The organism is Flavobacterium sp. GL_143 (assembly GCF_057834355.1).
Window position 1 is genome coordinate 5074840 of the sequence record NZ_CM174401.1, and the last position, 23460, is coordinate 5098299.

The window sequence follows — 23460 nt, forward strand, 5'->3', positions numbered from 1 at the left end:
AATATTATCAATATAAAAATATTTAGATTACATGAAGTTTCGATAGCTATTTAATTTATCGAATTGACCAGCATTGCTAAAAAAACGAACCAAAAACCAATCAAAATGAAAAAAAATACTTTTTATGTTTTATTGCTATTAATAATAAGTTTTTCAAGTATTGCTCAACATTCTTTAAAAAGAATTTGGGTAACAGATAGTATTTTACCAATTCCAGAATCGGTATTTTATGATAAAATAGATCGGGTATTATATACCTCTTTAATGGATGGTTCACCGGCTGAACGTGACGGAAAAGGAAGTATAGGGAAATTAACTACCGATGGTGAAATCATTAATTTAAATTGGATATCAGGCTTAAATGCTCCAAAAGGAATGGCAAAATTCAAAGATAAATTATTTGTAGCCGACCTTACAGAAATTGTAATTATTGATATAAAACAACAAAAAATACTAAAAAAAATAACCGTTGATGATTCCAAAATATTAAACGATGTAACTGTTGATAAAAAAGGAGTTGTTTATGTGTCTGATCCAAAAGTTGGTAAAATTTTCAAATTAGAAAATGATATAGCAACTGTTTATTTAGAAAACTTAAACAAGCCAAATGGTCTAAAATTCATCGATAATGATTTGTATTTTTTAGACAATGGTTCATTATACAAAATGGATAATAAAAAGAACAAGCACCTTTTGACAGACGGTATGGATGAAAATACAGATGGAATTGAGCAAATAGCAAAAGGAGAGTTTATTGTGAGTTGCTGGACTGGAATTATTTATTATGTAAATAAAGATGGCTCAAAAGAAATTCTTTCGGATACCAGAAAAGAAGAATATTACTCGGCGGATATAGGACTCGACAATGAGAAAAGAATAGTCTATGTCCCTTCCCTTTTCAAAAAAACCATAGCAGCTTATTCACTTAGATAAAATAATAATAACCTGTCTTTTCTCTTAAATTATCTATTTTAGAAACCACTTATAATTAACTAACCCAATACTAAAAATGAAGAAAACTACTTTAGGAATACTACTTATCGCTTTACCAATGTTATTTATTAATTGCTCTAAGGACGAAAGTACTACAGTTACTCCACCTCAAACTGCCCAAACACCAGATCCAAGATTACCTAATCAAGAAGTTTTTAAACCCGCAATACAATTGGTTCCTAAATCCCTTACTGGAAAAGTTACTGGAAAATCAACCGCAACAAAACAGCGTATTGTCAAAGAATTAATTTTTAGAGTTACCAAAGATCAACTTGGGAATGAGGTTCAAAATGAGTTGAAAGAAAATAGATATTTGTATGATTCAAAAGGTCGATTGTATTCAATAGACAGATACATCAAAGACAAATTCATCGGAATAATTTCTAAATATGAGTTTGATGCTGCAGATAAAGTTACAAAAGCCTTTCATGGTAATAATCCTGTTGAAATTAATAGTGGTGGGTATATCACAAAAACAACTGGCAATGATGGAGGAATAATGGATATTTATTACGACGAAATCGGGCGTCTTGCAAAAGAAGTTGAAACAGGAACTTATGAGCAGGAGATTGAACATCAAGAACCTGATGGTAATTATACATACGAAACTGTTACCAATCCTAAAACCGCTACTTATTTATACAACTATGTTGATAATAAAGTATTTGTTAATATTCTCTTGACTGAAAAAAACTACTCTACAGCTAAAGAAACTCCTACTGGAATTGAATATGTTGTTAAAGATAAAATTACTGAGATTACATACGAACTTACCATAGATTATGCGAAAGCTGGTATATATTCTAGTGAACCTATCTTTAGATGTTACATTTATAATTGGATGCATATATTAGATTGGAAAGTTAAGGCGGTATCTGAAGGTGTGACAGAATATGAATTGAGATATGATTATGAATATGTGTATGACTCGAATGGATACCTAAAAGAGTCTAAACAAACGACAACTCGAGCATCGCAGCCTGATCGTCCTTTAGTTATGAAAACACTATACACTTACGAATAATTTCAATAACTGTTTGAATTTATAACCGATTTCCATAAGATTAAACTAAAAGCTACAACTATAATTTTGTAGCTTTTTTTTATCTTTGAAAACCAATCTCAAGAATAAAAAACCTCATGATTACAAAAGCAACATTACAAGATATTCCAGCATTAAATACATTAATAAACTCTGCTTATCGCGGCGAATCTTCTAAAAAAGGATGGACAACTGAAGCTAACTTATTAGAAGGAAAAAGAACTACTGAAGAAGAATTAACTGAAACTATACAAAACTCCAAGAATACTATCTTAAAATTCACAGAGAATAACCTGATTATCGGTTGCGTTTTGTTAGTAGAAAAAGAGGATAAACTCTATTTAGGAATGCTTACGGTTTCGCCTGAGTTACAAAATAGCGGTATTGGTAAAAAACTATTACATCAGGCCGAAATTCACGCTAAAGAATTGGGTTTACCTAAAATCATAATGACAGTGATATCTGTTAGAGAAGAACTCGTTGCTTGGTACAAACGTAATGGTTATGTAGATACGGGCGTAAGAGAACCTTTCCCTGAAAGTGATGTTCATGTTACTGTTGCAGAAGAACCTTTGGAGTTTGTTGTATTAGAGAAAAAGGTTTAATTGTTTAACCACAAAGTTTATAAGTCACCCGAAAAAATTAACCGCAAAGGTCGCAAAGAGATACGCGAAGTTCGCTAAGATATTAGTGTTATCTCGCTAACACACTAAGTCGCAAAGAAAAAAAGCTTTGGTTATCAGTAACTTTGTGCCTTTCAAACCTTAGTTCCTTTGAACCTTTGAACCTTTGAACCTTTGAACCTTTGAACCTTTGAACCTTTGAACCTTTGAACCTTTGAACCTTTGAACCTTTGAACCTTTGAACCTTTAGACGCACTGCGGTGCGTCTCTACAGAAAACCTTTGAACCTAGAAAAAATATTGATTTCTTATTAAAAATAAATAATGAACATACACCTTTTGCCTAAAAAAGATTGTACAGCCTCTATTTGGAGTGGTGGATTGACATATGAATATCTGATATATCCGAAAGCAGCAAACTATACCGATAGGAATTTTATATTCAGGATAAGCAGTGCTACAATAGAGAAAGAACCTTCAGAGTTTACCAAATTTAAGGGTTACTACCGATACTTAGTTATGCTTGATAACGGCTTGCATATTGAGGTAAACAAAGAAAAAAAATCATATGAGAAATATGAAATCATGGAATTTAATTCGGATGATGAAGTAACTTCTTATACAAAAGGTATTGATTTTAATTGGATGGTTTCTGAAAAAATTTCCCATCACAAACTGAAAATAACGAATAGTAATCAGAGTTGTAATGCTCAGATAATAATTTTATTTTCTCTACATACAACAGTTATTAAAATTAATGAGAAGCCATACAACCTAAATCCTTATGATTTATTAGTCATTGAAAATCAAAAAAAGGAGAATATAATGCTTCATTTTTCTGATGAATGCCTCTATGGAATATTGGATTTTTAAAATTTAACCGCAAAGTTCGCTAAGATGTTATCTCACTAAGACGCTAAGTCGCAAAGAAAAAAAGTTTTGAGAATCATTAACATTATGCCGTTCAAACCTTAGAGCCTTTGCCACTTTGAACCTTAAAAAAGCCTCTGAACCTCTCAAAAACCTAAACATTTATTAGTTATTGAAAATCAAAAAAAGGAACATATAATGCTTGCCTTTTCAAATGAATGTCTCTTTGGAATATTAGATTTTAAAATTTAACCGCGAAGTTCGCTAAGATGTTATCTCGCTAAGACGCTAAGTCGCAAAGAAAAAAAGCTTTGAGAATCATTAACATTATGCCGTTCAAACCTTAGAACCTTAGAGCCTTTGCCACTTTGAACCTAAAAAAAGAGCTAAACATTTCTCTTTATCTTCGATAAAAACTCATGTGAAACTCCAAGGTATGAGGATAAATTTTTGTTATTTATTTTCTGTGTTTTGTCTGGATGAGTCTTTATAAATTCAAGATATCGCTGTTTGGATGTTTTGTTTAAAACGTCAAGAAGTCTATTTTGTATAAGGATATTGGCTCTTTCTACCATTGCTATATGAAACTGAATTAGCTTTGGCACTTCTTTAAATAATAGCGTTTTATTCGATTTATTAATTACCAATATTTCGCTGTCTTCTATTGCCTTTATATTGTATTTGGTTGGTTTCTGATGATAGAAACTTTCAATATCACACATCCAGTCATTCTCGAAAGCAAAAAAGAGCACACTTTCACTTCCGCTTTCGTTTAGGATATAGATTTTAAATGCTCCTTTTAAAATAAAACCTTCATATACACTATTAGAATCCTGAATTTGTAGAAACTCGTTTTTCTTCAGTTTAATAAATTCTGTTTTTTCTATAATTATATCCCATTCAGTATCTGTAAGGGTAATTTTGCGCTCAATATTATCCCTTAATAGTTTATACATATGGTTATTTTTCATTTTTAGCAAAAACATTATAACTATTTAATTTACAATATATTTATAGATAATAAAAAATAAATGTAATCGATTACTAAATTAATAAAAAAGATAGAACTAGTTCAATTTTTTTAAAATATTTTATAAAGACTTTTGGCGTATTAATTAACCCCAAAATATCTATTATGAAGATTAAATCTACATTATCAGCGTTATTATTAACTCTGATTTTCGGCTTTGCAAGTTGCAACAACGAAGAAATTACTGCTACACAAAATGGTGATAGCAATGCAAGTACAGCTTTATCAACAAGTCAAAATCTGACTGCCAAAGTGGGTAATTGTGCTGAGGTTCCTGGATGGGCGTCGCAAAACGGAGGAACTACAGGAGGCGGAAGCGCAGCAGAAACTGTTGTAACTACCTACGCACAACTAAAAGCCGCTATTGAAAACAGCGCTGTAAAAGTGGTAAAGGTTACTGGTACTATTACAATTACAACAAGGTTATCTTTTCAGGATCAATCTGGCAAAACAATTTATGGTGCTAGCGGAGCTAAATTGGTCTCTACAGATCAAACTCAGGCAAATTCTGGTATTATTAATATTAAAAGGTGTACCAATATTATTATCAGAAATTTAATTTTTGAAGGTCCCGGTGCTTATGATACTGATGGTTGGGATAATGCTATTATAGATGACTGCCGAAATGTTTGGGTAGATCATTGTGAGTTTAGAGATGGTGTAGATGGTAATCTTGATATAAAAAACAAGTCGAATTACGTTACTGTTTCTTACACAAAATTTGGGTACTTAAAACCTCCTAAAGCTGGTGGTTCTGGAGGATCAGACGATCATAGATACTCTAACTTAATTGGTTCTAGCGATGGCGCAACGGCTGACCGTGGAAATCTGAAAATTACTTTTGCTCGTTGTTGGTGGGCTCCAGGATGTAAGGAAAGAATGCCAAGAGTTCGTTTTGGTCAAGTGCATATCATAAATAGCTATTTTAATAGTACGGTTAGCAATAAATGTGTTGCAGCTGGTTTTGAAGCTAATATTCGTGTAGAAAACAACGTATTCGAAGGTGTAAAAACTCCTATTGACTTAATGACTGGCTATACAGCTGTAACTGCTGTTGGAAATATTTTTACAAGTACAACTGGAAATACTGCAGGAAGTAATACTGCTTTTACGCCACCATATTCTATTGTGACTCTTGCTGCATCTGCGGTTAAAGCGGATGTTACTGCTGGAGCTGGTGCTACATTTACAGGTAATACTTGTGGTTCTTTTTAATTAAAAACTGAATTATTTTTTAACCCATATAAGTTATGTAAGAGCATTTAGATTTTCTTATATGACTTATATGGTTTTATTTTTTTTATATAAACTAAGGATTTAACCGCAAAGTTCGCAATCCCGAAGCTTCGGGATACACAAAAAACGCAAAAGTTTTTCTCGTAAAGGCGCTAAGTCGCAAAGAAAAAGCTATAGGTTTATTTACTTTTTCAACCTCTGTACCTTTTCAACCTCTGTACCTTTGAACCTTTGTCACTTTGAACCTCTGCACCTTTGTCCCTTAAATTTAGAGAACTAACTCCTCAAACAATCTTTTAATTGTTTTATCTAAATCCTGGCATAAACCCGGATGCGGTCTTGAGGTTTGAATTGCCGAACTACGAATCGCCGTTAACCAACGAAAACGTTCCGGAATTTCCATTTGTCCAATTGGTCCGCCGTCTTTGGCTCCATTGGCTATTTTTTCTAGCGAGGTTAAATTACAATGTAATTGTTCGATATCAAAATCGGCTGAAAGTGCTTGAATTCTCGTATCATTTATATGATACAATACTTTTATAAATTTGGCTCTTTTACAAAATAATATGATACCTATATTTAGGAATTCTTCGCGTTCTACTCTTGGCACAACACGAATTACGGCATATTCATATAAGTGGTTATCTTGCATTTTCGGCTTCTTTTACAAAAATTTCAGAATGGTTTAATCGTGTTTGCAAAAATTGCAAATATACATTTCGCAATGCTTCAGGCGTTTCATCGGTATCTTCCCAATTAAGCCATTCGTCTGGAATAAGCCCTACAATTTCCTGTAATAATTCGGGAGTTAAAACTGCTTTATATTCTGAATCAACTTCTTTTATAAGTGATGCCTGTGGTAACAATACGTGATCTTTTATTAATGCAAAAGGACTTTTGGCATGTTGTTCCCAATTGTTCCATGAATGATGAAAATACAAACATGCTCCGTGATCTATTAACCATAGTTCTTTGTGCCATATAAGCATATTGGTATTCCTGAACGTACGATCGACATTGGTAATAAAAGCATCTAGCCATACAATTTGCGAAGCTAGTTTAGGATCAACTACTGTTACAACTGGATCGAAAGTAATTGCTCCCGATAAAAAATGTAAAGCCAAATTAAGTCCTTGACTTCCTTGTAGTAAATCCTGAATTTCTTCATCGCCTTCGCTTCTGCCAAATGCTTCGTCGAGATTAGCAAATACTAATTCGGGGATTTGAAGTTTTAAGACATTGGCAATTTCACCTCCTATTAATTCGGCAATTAGGGCTTTTACACCATGTCCTGCTCCTTTAAATTTTAGGACGTATTTAAAATCGTCATCTGCTTCGGCTAAAGCGGGTAACGAACCGCCTTCGCGCAACGGACTTATATATCGCGTTACGTTTACCGTTCTTAGATCGAGTTTGTTTTTCATAGTCAGCTTTTACTGGAATACAAACTTACTAATTTAGATTTGTTAGTCTTCTTAGATTAGTTAGATTTTTAGATTACATCTGAAGTTAATCACGTCATGGCTGTAGAGGCACACCGTAGTGCGTCTCCCGCAATGTATTCTGTAAAGATGGCCATTGCGCTAATTTTGTTTCACGCAGATTCAGCGGATTCAGCGGATTTTTTATCGATTTGTCATGCTGAGCCAACATTTATCACGCCATGGCTGTAGAGACGCACCGCAGTGCGTCTCACACAATGTATTCCATAAAGATGCAAAACGTTATGTTAATTTTATTTCACACAGATATTTCACGCAGATTTGGCAGATTCAGCGGATTTTTTTCTGGTTTGGTTTGCTTTTAAGGCTTAGTTTGTGGAATATATTACGGGACACGCACTGCGGTGCGTCTCTACATTGCGTGTGTTTATCTTTTCGAAATTATATTGTGGTTCTTCTCCCGAAGTTTCGGGACGCTCAGGAGGACAAACTGAGTAACATACAATAAATCATTAAATCGTAAAATCTTGATTCTTTAAGCCTTGCCTCTAAGAAGTCTAAAAATCTAACTAATCTAATGTCAAAAATGCTTTTCCAAGATTTGTAATGATATCGGATGCTATGAATGACTGATATCCTGTTTCGGGTAAGGCAATATCGGCGGTTAAACCATGTATGTAAACTCCTAATTGAGCAGTTTGAATTGGTAAATATCCTTGCGCCAGTAAACTTGTGATTATTCCTGTTAGGACATCTCCGCTTCCTGCGGTTGCCAATGCTGCATTTCCTGTGGTATTTTGATAAATCGATTCGCCATTTACTATATGTGTTGGAGCACCTTTTATGACTATGATTACTTTATATTGTTTGGAGAATTCTATGGTTTTTTCAAATTTTCCGCTGTCTGAAGTCCAATTTCCTATTAAGCGTTCTAGTTCTTTCGGATGTGGTGTTAGTATCGTATCTGGTTGTAACAAATCATACCATCCTTTATTCTGTGATAGGATATTTAGTGCATCGGCATCGATAACTAGTGGAGTTTTATTTGTTTTTAAAAACTCATAAAATGCTTTTTGTGTGTTGGGCTCCTTCCCTATTCCTGGGCCTATTCCTATGGCTTGTGGTTTTATATCGAATATGATTTCGGATATGTATTTTTCATGTGTTGTGGTTACCACCATAACTTCGGGAATTGTAGATTGGAGGATTTCGTAGCCACATTTTGGAATGTGTGTCGTTACGAGTCCGCAGCCTGATTTTATACAGGCTTTGGATGCTAAAACGGCTGCTCCAATCTTGCCATAACTTCCTGCAATTATTGCTGCATGCCCTTGTATTCCTTTGTGTGTTTTGGGATCTATAGGCTTGTAAATCTGGTGAATATCGGCTTGGGTTATGGGAATGGGTATTTTCATGAAATGGGTATTTTTATTAAAATTACAAAAAACCATGATTCAAAAATCATTAATATTACCTGGTAAGCTCTAGCCCTGATAATAGCGGCATCCTTTATGTTCCGCCGCGGCGGACATAAAGATATAGCGAATAGCAGGAAACAGCTACTAATTTTTGCGATTTTTATAATTTTGAGTACTTGTTTACAACATTTTTTGAATAAATTTGCGATTAACTTTTATAAACATACACAATGAAAAATACTGCGCTAACGCACATACATGAGGGTTTGGGAGCGAAAATGCTACCTTTTGCTGGTTATAATATGCCTATTTTATACGAGGGTGTAAATGCTGAACACGAGACGGTTCGTACTAGTGTGGGCGTTTTTGACGTTTCGCACATGGGAGAATTTTTATTATCTGGTCCAAATGCTTTGGCTTTGATTCAGAAAGTAACTTCGAATGATGCATCGACGCTTACTATTGGTAGAGCTCAATATTCTTGTTTACCTAATAATGATGGCGGAATTGTAGATGATTTGATTATTTATAAAATGAAAGATGAAGAGTATTTACTTGTTGTAAATGCTTCGAATATTGATAAGGACTGGAATTGGATTTCTTCGCACAATGATTTGGGTGTGGATATGAAAAACCTTTCGGATGATTATTCTTTGTTGGCAATACAAGGGCCTAAAGCTGTTGAGGCTATGCAAAGTTTGACTTCGGTTGATTTATCGGCTATTCCTTATTACCATTTTGAGATTGGTACTTTTGCAGGAATCGATAATGTAATTATTTCGGCTACGGGTTATACTGGTTCTGGTGGTTTTGAGATTTATTGCAAAAATGATGAGGTTGAACTTATCTGGAATAAAGTGTTTGAAGCTGGTGCTGCTTTTGGTATTAAGCCAATAGGATTAGCGGCTCGTGATACGTTGCGTCTAGAAATGGGTTTCTGTTTATACGGAAATGATATTAACGATACTACTTCGCCTCTTGAAGCTGGATTGGGTTGGATTACAAAGTTTACTAAAGATTTTACGAACTCTGAGAACCTGAAAAAACAAAAAGAAGCTGGTGTTACTAAAAAACTTGTTGGTTTTGAGATGCAGGAACGTGCTGTACCTAGACAAGATTATGAAATTGTTGATGGTTCAGGAAATGTAATCGGGGTGGTAACATCTGGAACTATGTCTCCATCTATGGGTATTGGTATTGGGTTAGGATACGTAACTATCTCAAACAGTGCTGTAGATAGCGATATCTTTATTAGAATTAGAAAAAATGATGTTCCTGCGAAAGTGGTAAAACTTCCTTTCTATAAGAAATAATACTTTCTGGCATCGATATTTTAGTGAGATTATACTCTTTTTATAAAAAAAATTAGCGTAATTTTAGTTTAAATGTTGATACCCGATTTATGAAAAAATTTTCATTAGTATTTCTGCTTGTTGGTTTCTCTCTGTTTGGTCAAAATAGTGACTCTACATGTGAAATATTAACTAAAATAAATGCGCTTATTCAAAGCGAGCATATTCAGCCAAAACCGGTAGATGATAGTCTATCGGTTTTTGTTTTTGATAACTTTATCGATGACCTTGACCCTTCCCGAAATATATTCCTGAAATCGGAATACGATGCGCTTGCCAAAAAATACCGCTTGAATATTGACAATCTTATTTTGAATAAAGATTGTAGTTTCCTGAATGATATTGTTACTAAATATCGTAATGGTCTTATAAGAAACAAAGCTGCCTTAGAAAAAATCCTGACTCAGCCTATTGATTATTCTGCAAAAGATACGATTCGGTTTTACAAAAAATCTTTTCCTGTATATATGAAGGAAACTGAAATCGAGAAGGTTTGGCGTAAAAAAATGCGCTACGAAATTCTGGATGAAATCTCTGAAGTAAGTTCTAATCTGGACTCGCTTAAAACGAATTTCACTTCTCTTGAACCGATTCATAAAAAAACTGTTCTTGATAACGAAATATGTCGAATTAATACGCTTTTGCAAACGGGAAAAAATCCTCAAGAAAAACTATATAACTATTTCTGTACGTATTTTGATCCTCATACTGCCTATTTTAGCGATGATTCAAAATCTAGTTTTGTAGCTTCTTTATCCAAAGAGCATTTATCTCTGGGTTTAAATGTGAATTTGAATGAAAAAAATGAGATTATTGTAGATGAATTAGACCCTAATGGTCCTGCTTTTAAAACTGGTCAGATAAAAAAGGGAGATCAAATTATCTCTATCTCTAACCAAAAAGAAACTTTAAAGGTTTCGTGTGCCACGCTTGAATCTATTTCGACCATGATATTATCTGAGCTGAATAAAACTATCGTTCTGACTCTTAAAAGAAATTCTGGAAAAAGTTTTGAAGTAAGCATAGAGAAACAAATTATGAAGGATGAGGAGAACTCTGTTTTTAGCTTTATAATTGGTAAAGAAAGTAAGATTGGTTATATAAAAATCCCTAGTTTTTATGCCGATTTAGAAGGAAATAGTGGAAAAGGTTGTGCAGATGATACTGCGAAAGAAATTATTAAGCTACAAAAAGATAATATTAAAGGTCTGGTTATCGATTTAATAGATAATGGTGGTGGCTCTATGGAGGAAGCCATAAAACTAGCCGGAATGTTTATAGATAGCGGCCCTATCTCGATTGTGGTTGATAATAAAAAGGAGCAATCGGTTATAAATGATCCTTATAAAGGTATGCTTTATAAAGGTATTGTTGTGGTTTTGGTAAATGGCAACACGGCTTCGGCTAGTGAGTTCTTTGCTGCAATTATGCAGGATTACAACAGGGCTTTATTATTGGGTAGTACTACGCTAGGAAAAGCTACAATGCAAACTATACAATCTCTGGATGAGAAAAAAAATACCGACTTCCTGAAAATAACTATCAATAAATTTTACAGAATAACAGGAAAGAGTCATCAATATATAGGTATAACTCCCGATGTGGTTCTTCCTGAGTTTTACGAAAACATTATCCAGAAGGAGAAAAATTTCCCCACGGCAATTAAAAACGATAGTATTGTTCCTGTTTTAAGATTTAGACCTTATGTAAAAAGAAGTCTTATAAATAGCTTAGCAGATGATAGTAGTATTAGGGTTGCTGCAAGTGATTATTTTAATAATATTATCCAGATAAATCAAAAAATAGACCAGCTTATTAATATTCCTCAAACTGAAATTCCGATGACTTTGGATGCTGTTTTTAATCAGAAAAAATCAAAAAGTATTTTGTGGGAAGAAATAAACGCTTTTAATAGCAAGAATAGTCCACTTGAGATTTATAATTCGACCGTTAACCAATTTCTGCTAGGTATTTATCCTACCGAAAAAGTTATGAATCAATATCAAATTAATAATCTTAAAACTAATCCGTACTTAAATGAGGCTGTAAATATTATTAATGATTTTAATGCAGCTAATTAGTATTCGGTCTCCGTTTACAGTATTCAGTGGCACTGTTTAGTCTCAGTATTTGGTGCCATTTTAAAACTGAATACTGAAATTATTGACTACTTACAATGTAGTATATATTCTCAATTTACATTTTACTGTCACCAGTTTACATTTCACCAAAAAAAATATAGTGTTTGTTTTTGTAAAATAACTAATAACTGTATTTTTGCAACTCAAAATAAAAAATTAGCAATGGGAAGAGCGTTTGAATTTAGAAAAGGTAGAAAAATGAAACGTTGGTCGGCAATGGCCAAAACATTTACCCGTATTGGTAAAGATATCGTAATGGCCGTTAAAGAAGGTGGTCCTAATCCGGATGCCAACTCTAGACTAAGAGCGGTTATACAAAATGCCAAAGCAGCCAACATGCCTAAAGACAACGTTGAGCGCGCTATAAAAAATGCCAGCAATAAAGATACTGCCAACTATAAAGAAATTTTATTTGAAGGTTATGCTCCTCACGGAATTGCAATATTAATAGAAACCGCATCTGATAACAATAATCGTACTGTAGCCAATATTCGTAGTTACTTTAACAAATGTAATGGAACTATGGGAACACAAGGTTCTGTTGAATTTATGTTTGACCATACTTGTAATTTCCGAATCCCTAAAGGTAATCTTGATCCTGAGGAATTGGAATTAGAATTAATCGATTTTGGTGCTGAAGAGGTTTTTGAAGATGAAGACGGAATTTTAATCTATGCTCCTTTTGGAAGTTTTGGAACTATCCAAAAAGAACTAGAAAATAGAGGTCTTGAAATCTTATCTTCTGGTTTTGAACGTATCCCACAAATAACGAAAGAACTTACTGAAGCTCAAATTGCTGATGTAGAAAAACTTATCGAAAAGATCGAAGAAGATGATGACGTTATGAACGTATATCATACGATGAAAGAAGAGTAATTTTTACTTTTATACTATATACTAAACTCCAGAGAAATCTGGAGTTTTTTTGTTTACGGAACATATAGAGCTATTTATTAGCCATTATTTTCTGTCTATTAGCTACACATTCAATTGTTTCATTACATTTTCATTCACAACCTCAACAATACTCGCTATCTAAGACCTTTTTAAAGCTCTCCTGTTGATTTATCTACAAAAAAACACTCTAGCCTCAAATCATTAATATCAACGCCTATTCTGCTTAATATTTAGCTTGCATTGTGAAACTTGGGTAGAAGTAATCAAAAATTTTGAACTAAGTTCGCTAGATTTGTGGAAAAGATTCTATATCGAATTCAAAGACAGGAAATACATTACTGATAAAGGTCAATTTAATCTTTTAAAGATATTACTAATTATGCCCTATATACATTTTATTGATTTTTTAAATACTACATTAGTAGCTTGCCGAGTAGATCTATCTCATTAAATGAATAACGAATTATTTAACGAAGAACAGGAATTTAAGCAATATTTCAATTTACAGAATAACCTCCTTGATAAAGCAATTAAACAAAATCAATTACCAGACATAATTAAATATATTGTTGGAGTACATGTTGCATACAATGATAACTCAGATAAAATGATTGGCAAAGTATCCCGACTTCGTAGAGACAATGATAGGCTAAACAGGCATAAATATAAATTGTTTCTACTCAACTAAAGACATAAACTTTATTTTAAATAAGTAATGAACGAAGAATCAATAAAATACTATCCTAATAAAAGTAAATTAGTTTTTACAAACAATTTACCTTCCTCAGATAATAAATATTTTACAGGAATTATATAAAGAGAATATTGAAAATCAAACAAAAATTCCAGGAAGTTTTACAGACCAGATCAATTTAATCTCGAATCGAGTACCTGCAAATTTACGAAAACAATTTAACGATGATTTTGCTAATGCCAGTGAAGAACTTATAAAAGCACTACAAAAAGAAGATTCTGAATTAATAAAAGGATGGACAAAATATAGAAAGAAAAATCCATTAACAATTTTATGTAATCAATAATAAACGAAATGAAAAAAATATTTATTTTTATATTAATAAACTTATTAAGCATTTGTAGTATTCAAGCACAATGCTGGTATATTCAATTCCAAAAAGACTTTGAAACTGGAAGTGCAGATTTTAAAAAATTTATAGGTGAGAGCGAAGATGGTATGGGAACCTATAAACGCTTGTATGATGGAGGAAGCAATTATGTCTTAAAAAACACAACATATCTTAAGAAATTTGAAAAATTAACTCCTGAAGCACAACAATTCATTGCAAAATTAACAGATAATAAAGCTGGCGAAACCCTTAGTAAATTTCTTGATGACTGCGATTCTGATTTTATCACATTACTAAATTCAGACAAACAATATTCTGAAGCAATAGTCGGACATAAAAACAATTTTACTAAAGCTGATTATGAAGATTTTGCAGATGAGATTGGAGAATTGACCAAATCAGCATCAAAAGAAAAATTAGAACTTTGGATTAACAGAAGTTCAAAATTATCTAATTTTGGAGAAGTCGTAGCTTTAGGGAATAGATTAAGTAAAAACATCACAAATGCAATAAAACTAAAATCTGGAAAATTATTTACTGACTTAGCACAAACGCTTGGATTAACAACCGAAGAACTAAAACTCTATGATCTGTTAAGTGAAGTTCCTCTTGAAACTACAGGAGGTTTTATGAGAGCTGATGTGATGCTAATCAAGAAAAATGCAGATGGCATAATTACTGACACGATTATAATTGAAAATAAACTTTCATCAGGTACTGCTTTTACTAAAAGACAAAAAGAAGGATTTGGAGCAATAATTAATGGACAGGAAAGTATGAAAATTAAATATGGTGTACCTGGATTGGGAGTGAATGAAGGTCCCTTAAAAATAACTAAAGACAAAATTTTTAAAATATCTGATGCCGGAACAGATAATATTGCCAATGTTACAATCAACAAAATAACTAACATAAAATGAAAAAAATAGAAAAAAAAGATTTTGTTTTTAAAAAAATATTAGAAACATTAAAGTCTCAAAATTTTTACTTGGTAAAAACTGGATTAGATCCGACATTTGTTTTAAAAGAAAAAGAGAAAGTCATTTCATTCTTTTTAAATTTTAAAGATATGGGCCAAATTGATTTTTCAAAAATACAAATAACTCTAAATGCGGTAGAGGATGTAATGTTTGAAATAAAGAAGCCAAATCAAGATTATTCATTTTTAGATAATAAGAAATATTTTTTAATCACAGTTGACGATAAAATTACAACAATGCCAGCAGAATATTTTCGCGGTATAGGCTACGACGTAGAAACAGAAGAACAATTGTTTTTTTTTACTGATTGGATGATTAATTATTTAGAAACTGATGGTGAAAAATTCATTGAAAAATATAGTTATTTGCCAAATATTTTAACTGAAATGGATAGATTAGAAAATGAAGGTTTAAATTGGAATCACAAAGATCAAGGGATTTTATCAGGAAGCCTAGATGCATATTTTAGAGGTTTAATTATATCTAAATTATGTAATGATCAAAATTTTGAAAGTAAAATAAAAAAAATGAATTTAAAGTTTAGTGAAGTTGGATATGAAAGTTGGATACCTTATTATGAAAAACTAAAAATGAAATTAGAAACTCTAAATCCAATCTACAATATCTGAACCACACCACAATAAAACATAAAACACACCAAATGCACGGTAATTATACCGTTATTCTAATTGTGGTACAAACTGTAAAATTAAAAAAACAACCCAACTCTCAACTACCCCTTAAAACACAAAAAACTCCAGAGATATCTCTGGAGTTTTTCTATATATCTAAAATAATATTTTATCTATTTTACAAATTCAATTTTTTGAACTTCTTCTTCATTGACACTGTCAAAGAAACCTTGTTCATTCATCCAGTCATCACTAAATACTTTACTCATGTAACGTGAACCGTGATCAGGAAATATTGCAATTATATTGCTGTCTTTTGTAAACTCACCTTCTTCTGCATATTGTTTGATCGCTTGCATTACCGCTCCAGATGTATATCCTACAAATAAACCTTCTTTTCTGGTAATTTCTCTGGCTGAGTGAGCGCTTTCTTCATCGGTAACTTTTATAAATTTATCGATGATATCAAAGTCTGTAGCCGAAGGGATAAGATTTTTACCTAAACCTTCTATACGGTATGGATAAATTTCTTTATTATCGAATTCTCTTGTTTCGTGGTATTTTTTTAATACCGATCCAAAAGCATCAACTCCTAGAATTCGAATGTTTGGGTTTTGTTCCTTTAAGTATTTTGCAGTTCCCGAGATTGTTCCTCCAGTTCCGCTACAGGCTACAAGGTGTGTAATCTGACCTTTGGTTTGTTCCCAAATTTCTGGTCCTGTAGTGTTATAATGTGCATCAACATTTAATTGATTAAAATATTGATTAATATAAACCGAACCTTTGGTCTCTTCATGTAGTCTCTTGGCAACATTATAATAAGAACGCTCATCATCTGCAGAAACGTGCGCTGGGCAAACGTATACTTTGGCTCCTAGACTTCGTAACATATCGATTTTGTCTTTGGATGATTTTGAGCTAACAGCTAGAATGCAATTATATCCTTTTATAATGCTTACCATTGCTAAGCTAAAACCTGTATTGCCCGAAGTAGTTTCTATAATTGTATCTCCTGGAGATAAAATTCCTTTCTTTTCGGCCTCTTCAATAATATATAATGCGATTCTATCTTTTGAGGAATGTCCCGGATTAAAAGCTTCTACCTTTGCGTAGAAATTGCCTTCTAACTCTTCAGTGATTTTATTTAGTTTAATAAGCGGTGTATTGCCTATTAGTTCTAAAACGTTGTTGTAAGCAGTTATTTCTTCTTTCATAAAAAAATAGTTAATCGAGGGTATTTTTAAATTAACCTCGACAGGTTGCAAATTTAACAAAAAAATTCTAATTACCTTTTAATTTTCTCTAAATCTAATAAAAAACTAAACTCTTTGGCAAGTTCCTTTAGGGCTTCAAAACGCCCGGAAGCACCGCCATGACCCGCATCCATGTTTGTATGAAGGAATAATAAATTATTATTAGTTTTTTTATTTCTTAATTTAGCTACCCATTTAGCAGGTTCCCAATATTGCACCTGAGAATCATGTAAACCAGTAGAAATGTACATATTAGGGTATTTTTGAGCACTTATGTTATCATATGGTGAATAAGACAACATATAGTCATAATATTTCTTTGTATTGGGATTTCCCCACTCATCATACTCTCCAGTAGTTAACGGAATACTACTATCTAACATTGTGGTCATGACATCTACAAATGGTACTTGAGCAATTACACCGTTATATAATTCGGGTGCCCAATTTACAATAACACCCATTAAAAGCCCGCCAGCAGAGCCTCCTTCGGCATATAAGTGTTCTGGTGAAGTATATTTTTGCTCAATTACGTGTTTAGAGCAATCTATAAAATCTGTAAAAGTATTCTTCTTTTTCAATAATTTCCCATCTTCATACCATTGTCTTCCTAAATCTTCTCCTCCACGAATATGTGCTATTGCAAAAACAAAACCTCTATCTAGTAATGATAATCGTGTTGAAGAAAAATAAGTATCCATTGTAATTCCGTATGATCCGTATGCATAAAGTAATAACGGGTTTTTACCATTTTTCTCCAATCCTTTACGGTAAACCATAGAAATTGGCACTTTTACACCATCTGTAGCAGTAGCCCAAATACGTTCTTCGATGTAGTTATCCTTATCAAACTTCCCTCCTAGAACTTGTTGTTCTTTTAGGATTTCTTTGGTTTTCGTTTTCATATTAAAATCGATAACCGAAGATGGTGTTGCTAACGATTGGTAACCATAACGTAAAATATCCGTGTCAAAATCGATATTTGTTGTGGTATAAGCACTGTAGGTCTCACTGCCAAAAGGCAAATAATAATCTGGTTCCCCATTCCAAGGCATGATTCGGATGTGGTTTAACCCATTCGAACGCTCCTCTACAACTAAATAATTCTTGAAAATTTCAATGTCTTCTAATAAAACATCTTCTCTATGCGGAATAAGATCTTTCCAGTTTTTCTTTCCAGTAGCATTTTCAGGCGTTTTCATCAACTTAAAGTTCGTCGCCTTATCTTTATTGGTCAGAATATAAAAATGGTCCTCAAAATGCGAAATACTGTATTCTAAACCACGAACACGAGGCTGAAAAACAACAAACTCTCCATCTGGATTATCAGAATTTAGTGTTCTATATTCGGTAGTAAGTGTACTTCCTGAACTAATTACAATATATTTACGGGATTTCTCTTTACCTACAGAAACATTAAAAGTATCATCCGTTTCTTCAAAAACCAAAACATCATTTATAGAATCTGTATTTAATTTATGTTTAAAAACTTTATCAGCACGCAATGTAACCTCATCTTGTTTCGTATAAAACATAGTTTTGTTATCATTTGCCCAAACTGAACTTCCTGTTGCATTTTCGATTTTATCCGAAAGAATTTCGCCAGTTTCTAAGTTTTTAATCTGAATGGTATAGATTCTTCTTCCAACTAAATCCTGCGCAAAAGATACAAATTTATTATCAGGACTTATACTCAATCCGCCTAATTTAAAGTAATTATGTCCTACTGATAACTCATTACAATTAAATAAGATTTCTTCATCGGCAGTTAAACTTCCTTTTTTACGAGAATAAATTGGGTAATCTTTGCCCGTTTCAAAACGAGTAATATAAAAATATCCATTATAAAAATAAGGAACCGACTCATCATCTTCCTTAATCCTGGCTTTCATCTCCTCATATAATGCTTTCTGTAGATCTTTAGTATGCGCTGTCATACTTTCGTAGTAAGCATTCTCTTGATTTAGATAGTCAATAACTTCAGGATTTTCTCTATCATTCAGCCAAAAATAATTATCAATTCTAACTTCTTTATGTTTCTTTAATGACTTAGGAATTTCTTTAGCTATGGGGGCAGCAATTTTATTTGGCATTTTTTGGATTTTAATTTTAAAATGAAAGTACAAAAATAACATAAACGAACGGGTAACTAAATGCTTTTTTATCTAATTAACACTTGAATTTAAATTTGAATTAGTAATTTCGTTCTATAATTTAAAAACAACCGAAAATGGATTTAATGGGAATGATGGGAAAGCTTAAAGAAACCCAACAAAAAATTGAAGATACAAAGAAACGATTAGATACGGTTTTAATAGATGAACAAAGTGCTGATGGATTATTAAAAGTTACTTTGACAGCTAACCGAAAAATAAAATCAATTACAATTGCTGATTCTTTATTAGAAGATAAAGAGCAATTAGAAGATTACCTGATTGTAACATTAAATAAAGCAATAGAAAAAGCTACAGATGTTAACCAAACCGAGCTTGATGCTGTCGCAAAAATGGATATGCCAATGATTCCTGGAATGGATGATTTGTTTAAGTAAGGTACAAAGGTTCAAAAAAGCTACAAAGGTTCAAAGGTTTTACATCATTAGTAAACTTTGAACCTTTTTTATTTCTAAGACTTTTAAAAATTTATGCTATTGCAAAATAGATAATCTTTTAAATAAATAAAAAAAGCTCAAAGACTCAAATATTTACACTAATTAGTAAACTTTGAACCTCTGAACCTTTGTTTCTCTGTACCTTTCTTAAACCTTTTTTTTTAAAACTTCTGAAGCGTTTCTAAAACATATGTATGCATTACTTGTCTATAATCAAGATGCGTAACAATCCTAAGTTTTCCGTTACCCATTGAACTTATCGAAATATTTTTTTGTTTTAATTTTTCTATCAAAAGCTGATCACTGAAGTTTGGCTGCAATGAGAAAATTAGAATATTCGTCTCTACAGGTTCTACTGAAGCAACCCAATGTTTTGTTAGCAAAACCGCTTCGATTTCTTTGGCTCTTCTATGATCTTCTGCCAATCTTTCTAAGTTATTTTCTAAGGAAAAAATTGCAGCTGCCGCCAAATAACCAACCTGACGCATTCCTCCTCCCAACATTTTTCGGATTCTTAATGCTCTTTTTATATCGGCTTTAGTTCCTAATAACATAGAACCAATTGGAGCACCCAATCCTTTTGAGAAACAAACCGAAATGGTATCGAATATTTTTCCAAATTCTTTCGGATCTTGTCTTTTTGCAACTAAAGCATTCCAAATTCTGGCTCCATCTAAGTGGAATTTCAAATTATTAGCATCACAAACTTGTTTTATCTTCCTTAAATCTTCAAGTTCATAACATGCCCCTCCACCTTTATTAGTAGTATTTTCTACACATACTAAACTCGTTAATGGACTATGATAAAACTCAGGGTCATTAATTGCTGCTGCAACCTGCTCGGCGGTAATCATACCACGATGCCCATCTAATAAACAACAAGAAACACCGCTATTAAACGAAGCTCCTCCTCCTTCATAATGAAAAACGTGTGCATATTTATCGGCAATTAATTGCTCTCCTGGTTGTGTATGTAATTTTATTGCGGTTTGATTTGCCATGGTTCCAGATGGAAAAAATAACCCTGCTTCCATACCGAACATTTCTGCTACTCCAGCTTCAAGTTCAATAACCGTCGGGTCTTGCTTGTAAACATCATCTCCTACTTTAGCATTGAACATGTATTGCAACATTTCAATACTAGGTTTGGTAATGGTATCGCTAATTAAATTTATTTCCATATTCTAAAAACTGTATCTTAATTTTACACAACAAAATTACGTATTACTAATAGTTATTTTAAGCAAGTTTTAGTAAAATTTAACTTGTAAATAACATCAGAACCAAATTAACGTATTATTTATAAAAAACATATAAACACACATTAATAGTTTTAAATAAATTTTAAAATCGGCTAACTAATTTTAAAAAACATATTCACGTAAGTTATATTTTTCATTATTATTTGTGCTATTACGCTATAATATAAACTTTTAGTATTCTTTTTTCTCCAATGAAATTTATTTCCATATTCTAAAAACTATATCTTATTTTTGTCCAGCATAATTACGTATTTACTAATAGTTTTTTTTAAAAACACTTTTCTGTAAAATCTAATCTATAAGTAACATAAAACCGAATTAGCGTACTATTTATAAAATATAAAACTACTATTAATTTATGACAACTACCGAACAAATAAAAGGTATTGTGGAGCGCCTTGGTGCGTTGAGGAGGTATCTTTGACGTTGATGCCAAATTAATTGAAATCGCCAACGAAGAAGAAAAGACTTTTGCACCTGATTTCTGGAACAATGCAAAAGAAGCCGAGATTATTGTAAAAAATCTAAGAAACAAGAAAAAATGGATCGAAGATTATAACAAAGCCATCGAACTTACTGATGAGTTGCAAATTGCCTATGATTTTTACAGAGAAGGAGGGCTTTCGGCTGAAGAATTAGACGAGCATTATAAAGCTGCGCAATTACATATCGAAAATATCGAGTTTAAAAACATGCTTTCAGACGAAGGTGATAGCTTAAGTGCCGTAGTACAAATTACTGCTGGCGCCGGAGGAACCGAAAGTTGCGATTGGGCAGGAATGCTTATGCGTATGTATATGATGTGGGGCGAAAGTTATGGCTACAAAATAAAAGAACTTAACTTTCAGGCTGGTGAGGTTGCAGGTATCAAAACCGTTACTTTAGAGTTTGAAGGAGATTATTCTTTTGGTTATTTAAAAGGAGAAAACGGCGTACATCGTTTAGTTCGAATTTCCCCTTTTGATAGTAATGCTAAGCGTCATACCTCATTTGCATCTGTTTACGTTTATCCGCTTGTCGATGATAGTATCGAAATTGATATTAATCCTGCCGATATTGAAATTACAACTTCTCGTTCTAGTGGCGCAGGAGGGCAAAACGTAAATAAGGTTGAAACCAAAGTACAATTGGTCCACAAACCAACAGGAATTCAAATTCAATGTTCTGAAACAAGATCTCAACAAGACAACAGACAACGTGCCATGCAAATGTTACGATCTCAGTTATACGAAATCGAATTAAAGAAACAGCAAGCACAACGTGCCGATATCGAAGCTGGAAAAATGAAGATAGAATGGGGATCACAAATTAGAAACTATGTGATGCAACCGTATAAATTAGTCAAAGATGTTCGTACAGGTTATGAAACCAGCGATGTCGATGGCGTAATGAATGGTGAAATCGACCCTTTCCTTAAAGCATTCTTAATGATGATGGGACAAAAAGAAGAAGAATCTTAATCTCAAACGAATAGTTAACCCAGCATTTTTGCTGGGTTTTTCTTTTACTATAGTGGCCCAACTAAAGAAACACCAACACCTACTGTAGTTTGCAAATTATTATAATCAATTAGAGTTTCTCCGTACCCGTGCGAAACCAAAAGAAATCCTTTTAAATTTCCTGCAATTGGATATGACCACGAGAATGCGGCATTCCCCCTATTTCTATCAAAATTTAAATTATTACTTCCTGTAAAAGTAAAAATGCTCTTATTGTTAGTATAAATAATATTTATATCTCCACGACCTATATATTGAGCAATATCCGGGTTATCATCTTTTTCCGAACGAAGCCTTAGCCAAGGCCTCACATAAACACTCCAATTATCACGGTCAAATCCTAAATGAAATATAATCCTGTTCCAACTTCTGGAAAAAGGCAAACCTTTACCATTTGATTCATGATTAAATGCAACACCAGCCATTCGCATATTAAACCCTAAAATATTAAAGTTAAGTGGGTAATTAAAAATAACTTCTGGCTCATAATTAATTTCTCTAAATGGCCTTGACAAACTCTCGTTATAAATCTGCCATTGCGATGCTTGCGTATATCCAACCCATAAATCGCCTTTTCCAAAAAGCAGATTGTGAAATATTTTTGTTTTAAAACTAAGCTGAAATTTAGTTTCAATATTATTATAGTTCGTTCCTGGTGGTGCAACATATTCGGGCTTACCATTTCCTGAGTATGGTTGCTCATTTGGCGAACTATACCAATTAGCAGGCAAAATATAAATAGACTTATATGGCGTTATTAAAAATGTTCCGTTAGATGACTCAGGAGTTAACTCCCATCTCTCGGATATTGTATGAAGTTTATTAGGCTTACTAAACAAGTCTTTAACCTGAGAATAAGCAAATAAGGAATTAAATAACAGGAAAAAAAGTATGTTTTTTATAGAAAATATTTTCATGACTGTTTGGTTAAATTTTATCATAAAAATACTGTTTAAAGAACCATTACACTTACATTTTTACATTAAAATATTATATCATTCGTGCTCTATTTATATACGATTTCCCATATATCAGTACTAATCTCTAGATAAACCAAAAAAGAACCATTAAAGTTAGCAAATCAAAAAACTGTTA

General features: G+C 32.7%; 21 protein-coding genes. 13 read left to right on the forward strand and 8 right to left on the reverse strand.

The features are described 5' to 3' along the window. Positions 1 to 105: 105 nt before the first annotated feature. The 4 genes from AC3IPI_RS21365 to AC3IPI_RS21380 all read left to right on the forward strand — a co-directional run bounded on the left by AC3IPI_RS21365 (position 106) and on the right by AC3IPI_RS21380 (position 3530). Positions 106 to 933 carry an SMP-30/gluconolactonase/LRE family protein gene (locus AC3IPI_RS21365; protein ID WP_489155586.1) on the forward strand — a complete coding sequence of 276 codons (828 nt, stop codon included), beginning with the start codon at positions 106 to 108 and terminating at the stop codon, positions 931 to 933. 76 nt (positions 934 to 1009) lie between these two features. Beyond that, positions 1010 to 2017, forward strand: a complete 1008-nt coding sequence (locus AC3IPI_RS21370) for a hypothetical protein (protein WP_489155588.1) — start codon at positions 1010 to 1012, stop codon at positions 2015 to 2017. A 116-nt stretch (positions 2018 to 2133) separates the two neighbouring features. Further along, positions 2134 to 2640, forward strand: coding sequence for a GNAT family N-acetyltransferase (locus AC3IPI_RS21375; protein WP_489155590.1), 507 nt, complete (start codon positions 2134 to 2136; stop codon positions 2638 to 2640). A 341-nt stretch (positions 2641 to 2981) separates the two neighbouring features. Further along, the gene (locus AC3IPI_RS21380; RefSeq protein WP_489155592.1) at positions 2982 to 3530 is read left to right on the forward strand and encodes a HutD family protein; all 549 of its coding nucleotides are present in this window, start codon (positions 2982 to 2984) and stop codon (positions 3528 to 3530) included. Between the two features lie 383 nt (positions 3531 to 3913). Here the strand turns inward: AC3IPI_RS21380 and AC3IPI_RS21385 are convergent, their stop codons facing one another. Continuing rightward, positions 3914 to 4498, reverse strand: a complete 585-nt coding sequence (locus AC3IPI_RS21385; RefSeq protein ID WP_489155594.1) for a Crp/Fnr family transcriptional regulator — start codon at positions 4496 to 4498, stop codon at positions 3914 to 3916. 164 nt (positions 4499 to 4662) lie between these two features. Between AC3IPI_RS21385 and AC3IPI_RS21390 the strand changes: the two genes are divergently transcribed. Then, positions 4663 to 5772, forward strand: a complete 1110-nt coding sequence (locus AC3IPI_RS21390) for a pectate lyase family protein (protein ID WP_039119587.1) — start codon at positions 4663 to 4665, stop codon at positions 5770 to 5772. Positions 5773 to 6061: 289 nt separating this feature from the next. Here the strand turns inward: AC3IPI_RS21390 and AC3IPI_RS21395 are convergent, their stop codons facing one another. The 3 genes from AC3IPI_RS21395 to AC3IPI_RS21405 form a co-directional block, all read right to left on the reverse strand. Further along, positions 6062 to 6445 carry a DUF3037 domain-containing protein gene (locus AC3IPI_RS21395; protein ID WP_489155597.1) on the reverse strand — a complete coding sequence of 128 codons (384 nt, stop codon included), beginning with the start codon at positions 6443 to 6445 and terminating at the stop codon, positions 6062 to 6064. Then, positions 6435 to 7217: a HipA family kinase gene (locus AC3IPI_RS21400; protein WP_489155599.1), complete on the reverse strand. Its 783-nt coding sequence runs from the start codon at positions 7215 to 7217 to the stop codon at positions 6435 to 6437. The genes AC3IPI_RS21395 and AC3IPI_RS21400 overlap by 11 nt, the downstream gene beginning before the upstream one ends. A 587-nt stretch (positions 7218 to 7804) precedes the next feature. Beyond that, on the reverse strand, positions 7805 to 8650 hold the full coding sequence (locus AC3IPI_RS21405; protein WP_489155601.1) for an NAD(P)H-hydrate dehydratase: 846 nt from the start codon (positions 8648 to 8650) through the stop codon (positions 7805 to 7807). Between the two features lie 233 nt (positions 8651 to 8883). On the opposite strand from AC3IPI_RS21405, the gene gcvT reads away from it, so the two are divergent. From gcvT to AC3IPI_RS21435, 6 genes are all read left to right on the forward strand, one after another. Further along, entirely contained in the window at positions 8884 to 9966 is a 1083-nt protein-coding gene (gene gcvT, locus AC3IPI_RS21410) for a glycine cleavage system aminomethyltransferase GcvT (protein ID WP_039119580.1), read from the forward strand. 89 nt (positions 9967 to 10055) lie between these two features. Further along, positions 10056 to 12086 (forward strand): S41 family peptidase, encoded by a 2031-nt coding sequence (locus AC3IPI_RS21415; RefSeq protein ID WP_489155603.1) that lies wholly within the window; start codon positions 10056 to 10058, stop codon positions 12084 to 12086. Between the two features lie 222 nt (positions 12087 to 12308). Further along, the gene (locus AC3IPI_RS21420; RefSeq protein ID WP_035621292.1) at positions 12309 to 13022 is read left to right on the forward strand and encodes a YebC/PmpR family DNA-binding transcriptional regulator; all 714 of its coding nucleotides are present in this window, start codon (positions 12309 to 12311) and stop codon (positions 13020 to 13022) included. A 472-nt stretch (positions 13023 to 13494) separates the two neighbouring features. Further along, positions 13495 to 13731: a hypothetical protein gene (locus tag AC3IPI_RS21425; RefSeq protein WP_489155606.1), complete on the forward strand. Its 237-nt coding sequence runs from the start codon at positions 13495 to 13497 to the stop codon at positions 13729 to 13731. Between the two features lie 360 nt (positions 13732 to 14091). Then, positions 14092 to 15048 (forward strand): hypothetical protein, encoded by a 957-nt coding sequence (locus tag AC3IPI_RS21430; RefSeq protein WP_489155609.1) that lies wholly within the window; start codon positions 14092 to 14094, stop codon positions 15046 to 15048. Beyond that, positions 15045 to 15737: a hypothetical protein gene (locus AC3IPI_RS21435; protein ID WP_489155611.1), complete on the forward strand. Its 693-nt coding sequence runs from the start codon at positions 15045 to 15047 to the stop codon at positions 15735 to 15737. Before AC3IPI_RS21430 ends, AC3IPI_RS21435 begins: the two co-directional genes overlap by 4 nt. 176 nt (positions 15738 to 15913) lie before the next feature. Here AC3IPI_RS21435 and capA read toward each other — a convergent pair whose 3' ends face one another. Next, the gene (gene capA / locus AC3IPI_RS21440) at positions 15914 to 16954 is read right to left on the reverse strand and encodes a cysteate synthase (protein WP_039115060.1); all 1041 of its coding nucleotides are present in this window, start codon (positions 16952 to 16954) and stop codon (positions 15914 to 15916) included. A 71-nt stretch (positions 16955 to 17025) separates the two neighbouring features. Then, a complete protein-coding gene (locus AC3IPI_RS21445) occupies positions 17026 to 19086 on the reverse strand; it encodes a S9 family peptidase (RefSeq protein ID WP_086895264.1) in 2061 nt (686 codons plus the stop codon). A gap of 137 nt (positions 19087 to 19223) precedes the next feature. On the opposite strand from AC3IPI_RS21445, the gene AC3IPI_RS21450 reads away from it, so the two are divergent. Next, a complete protein-coding gene (locus tag AC3IPI_RS21450) occupies positions 19224 to 19544 on the forward strand; it encodes a YbaB/EbfC family nucleoid-associated protein (protein ID WP_039115062.1) in 321 nt (106 codons plus the stop codon). Positions 19545 to 19765: 221 nt separating this feature from the next. On the opposite strand, the gene AC3IPI_RS21455 is transcribed toward AC3IPI_RS21450, so the two are convergent. Continuing rightward, entirely contained in the window at positions 19766 to 20785 is a 1020-nt protein-coding gene (locus tag AC3IPI_RS21455) for a threonine aldolase family protein (protein WP_039115063.1), read from the reverse strand. Between the two features lie 439 nt (positions 20786 to 21224). Between AC3IPI_RS21455 and prfB the strand changes: the two genes are divergently transcribed. Then, positions 21225 to 22326, forward strand: a protein-coding gene (gene prfB / locus AC3IPI_RS21460) for a peptide chain release factor 2 (RefSeq protein WP_117590113.1) whose coding sequence is annotated in 2 segments (ribosomal slippage) — positions 21225 to 21287 and positions 21289 to 22326 — 1101 coding nt in all. Because the reading frame shifts where the segments join, the coding sequence is not laid out codon by codon here. A gap of 47 nt (positions 22327 to 22373) precedes the next feature. Here prfB and AC3IPI_RS21465 read toward each other — a convergent pair. Further along, on the reverse strand, positions 22374 to 23306 hold the full coding sequence (locus AC3IPI_RS21465; protein ID WP_489155615.1) for a phospholipase A: 933 nt from the start codon (positions 23304 to 23306) through the stop codon (positions 22374 to 22376). Positions 23307 to 23460 lie beyond the last annotated feature (154 nt).

Coding starts and splice junctions, on each gene's coding strand:
- AC3IPI_RS21435 (WP_489155611.1), top strand. CDS start 15,045: ATGAAAAAAATAGAAAAAAAAGATTTTGTTTTTAAAAAAATATTAGAA.
- AC3IPI_RS21430 (WP_489155609.1), top strand. CDS start 14,092: ATGAAAAAAATATTTATTTTTATATTAATAAACTTATTAAGCATTTGT.
- AC3IPI_RS21375 (WP_489155590.1), top strand. CDS start 2,134: ATGATTACAAAAGCAACATTACAAGATATTCCAGCATTAAATACATTA.
- AC3IPI_RS21445 (WP_086895264.1), bottom strand. CDS start 19,086: ATGCCAAATAAAATTGCTGCCCCCATAGCTAAAGAAATTCCTAAGTCA.
- AC3IPI_RS21405 (WP_489155601.1), bottom strand. CDS start 8,650: ATGAAAATACCCATTCCCATAACCCAAGCCGATATTCACCAGATTTAC.
- AC3IPI_RS21415 (WP_489155603.1), top strand. CDS start 10,056: ATGAAAAAATTTTCATTAGTATTTCTGCTTGTTGGTTTCTCTCTGTTT.
- AC3IPI_RS21390 (WP_039119587.1), top strand. CDS start 4,663: ATGAAGATTAAATCTACATTATCAGCGTTATTATTAACTCTGATTTTC.
- capA (WP_039115060.1), bottom strand. CDS start 16,954: ATGAAAGAAGAAATAACTGCTTACAACAACGTTTTAGAACTAATAGGC.
- AC3IPI_RS21370 (WP_489155588.1), top strand. CDS start 1,010: ATGAAGAAAACTACTTTAGGAATACTACTTATCGCTTTACCAATGTTA.
- AC3IPI_RS21455 (WP_039115063.1), bottom strand. CDS start 20,785: ATGGAAATAAATTTAATTAGCGATACCATTACCAAACCTAGTATTGAA.
- gcvT (WP_039119580.1), top strand. CDS start 8,884: ATGAAAAATACTGCGCTAACGCACATACATGAGGGTTTGGGAGCGAAA.
- AC3IPI_RS21420 (WP_035621292.1), top strand. CDS start 12,309: ATGGGAAGAGCGTTTGAATTTAGAAAAGGTAGAAAAATGAAACGTTGG.
- AC3IPI_RS21450 (WP_039115062.1), top strand. CDS start 19,224: ATGGATTTAATGGGAATGATGGGAAAGCTTAAAGAAACCCAACAAAAA.
- AC3IPI_RS21395 (WP_489155597.1), bottom strand. CDS start 6,445: ATGCAAGATAACCACTTATATGAATATGCCGTAATTCGTGTTGTGCCA.
- AC3IPI_RS21465 (WP_489155615.1), bottom strand. CDS start 23,306: ATGATAAAATTTAACCAAACAGTCATGAAAATATTTTCTATAAAAAAC.
- AC3IPI_RS21425 (WP_489155606.1), top strand. CDS start 13,495: ATGAATAACGAATTATTTAACGAAGAACAGGAATTTAAGCAATATTTC.
- AC3IPI_RS21380 (WP_489155592.1), top strand. CDS start 2,982: ATGAACATACACCTTTTGCCTAAAAAAGATTGTACAGCCTCTATTTGG.
- AC3IPI_RS21400 (WP_489155599.1), bottom strand. CDS start 7,217: ATGAAAAACAAACTCGATCTAAGAACGGTAAACGTAACGCGATATATA.
- AC3IPI_RS21365 (WP_489155586.1), top strand. CDS start 106: ATGAAAAAAAATACTTTTTATGTTTTATTGCTATTAATAATAAGTTTT.
- AC3IPI_RS21385 (WP_489155594.1), bottom strand. CDS start 4,498: ATGAAAAATAACCATATGTATAAACTATTAAGGGATAATATTGAGCGC.